Origin of the sequence: Mesorhizobium sp. M5C.F.Ca.IN.020.29.1.1, assembly GCF_003997375.1 — a bacterium.
GTDB classification, from domain to species: Bacteria; Pseudomonadota; Alphaproteobacteria; order Rhizobiales; family Rhizobiaceae; genus Mesorhizobium; species Mesorhizobium wenxiniae.
Genome location: NZ_RZSW01000932.1, coordinates 1 through 1479 on the forward strand (window position 1 = coordinate 1; position 1479 = coordinate 1479).

Annotated in this window: 1 protein-coding gene; it reads left to right on the forward strand. The window is 64.6% G+C overall.

From position 1 onward, the window contains the following. Positions 1 to 710: 710 nt before the first annotated feature. Positions 711 to 1479, forward strand: a 769-nt coding sequence (locus EOA85_RS35115) for a transposase (RefSeq protein ID WP_245486342.1), incomplete at its 3' end; no start/stop codon positions are given.

A 1479-nucleotide genomic window follows, 5' to 3' on the forward strand; every position in this document is an offset into this window, starting at 1 on the left:
AAATTAGTGCTGCAGTTCCGTAACTGGGCAGCATTGACCTGACACTCGTCGCTTCGATCGTTCGCATGCGAGGGTTGAAAGCAGCCGTGGATGCGATCTCACAGCTCGATCCGTTGGCGAATTTGAGTGCTCAGAAGGAGATCGTGCCGGATCATAGATCACTTCACTTGCCAGATTGAGGCCAGGACAATGGCAGATTGTGATGCGAGGTCCCTTAGAGCCCTGTTTGGAACGTCACGGAAGAGCGGCCGGCGGCCAATATCGCCGTTGCGGCACTTGAGTTCGAGATGGTCCGAGCGCCAGCGGACGTTGGGCGCAGCGCGATGACGACACCGTCATGGGTTCGGGGCCGGGCGGTAGGCGGTATGGCGCGTCAGAACCAGACGATTGGTCTGCATGATGCGCAGCACCCGCTTGCGGTTGATAGGCCGCAAGGCCGTGATGCCCGACAGCCATAGGTCGGCCGCCGGTCGACCAGCCTGCGGATCATGGGCAGCGCGGCAACATCGCCAGGCTTGGCGTATGGCTTACGCATCGCAGGGCATTCGAGAGCGTGTTTCGGTGTTTCCTCGTCTGCTCGGCAACATTGGAGCGGGTGCCGTCGCGGGAGTGGTTGGAATTGGGAGTTGGCGTAGTCTCCGGGGTGTCAAACCTCGAATCATCCGGCGTTAGAGCGCCGGACAGGAGACTACGCCATGAGAAGGACTACCATGAATGCGGAAGCCGTTCATCCTGAGGATGAGGCGGCGAACTATCTTTTCGACAACTGGTTTGATCCGATCGAAGCTGGCCTGCGCGAGCGGGTGCGCGGCTTCATAGAGACGATGCTCGAGACCGAGCTGGACGCGGTGCTTGCCCGTCGCCGTTATGGCCGGCAGCCGGCGGCGCGCAGTGATGAGACCATCGGTGTCGCCGGCCACCGCCACGGCCGCCGGACGTGCACGCTGACGGGGACCTTCGGCACCACCGAGATCACGGTTCCGCGGGCGCGCCTCGAGGCCGGCGAGGACAAGACGGTGGAATGGAAGAGCAAGGCCCTGCGCGCCTATCAGCGGCGCACGATGGCCGCCGACGCGCTGATCGCGTCGAGCTACCTCGCCGGCACGAACACCAGGCGCGTGCGGCGTGCGCTCGCCGCGCTGTTCGGCGGCGCGATCGGCAAGGACGTCGTCAGCCGCACCTGGCGCAAGGTGAAGACGGACTGGGACGCGTGGAATGCCCGCTCGCTGGCCGACGAGCCGATCGTGCGCCTGATCCTCGACGGCACGGTGGTTCGTGTCAGGCTCGACCGCAAGGCGACCTCGATCTCGCTGCTCGTGGTCATCGGCGTGCGCGGGGACGGCCAGAAGATCCTGCTCGCGGTCAAGAACATGGGCCGCGAGACGACCGAGGCCTGGCGGGCCATCCTCGACGATCTCGTCGCACGCGGCCTCCGCCGCCCTGAGTTTCTCATCGTCGATGGCGCACCCGGACTGGACA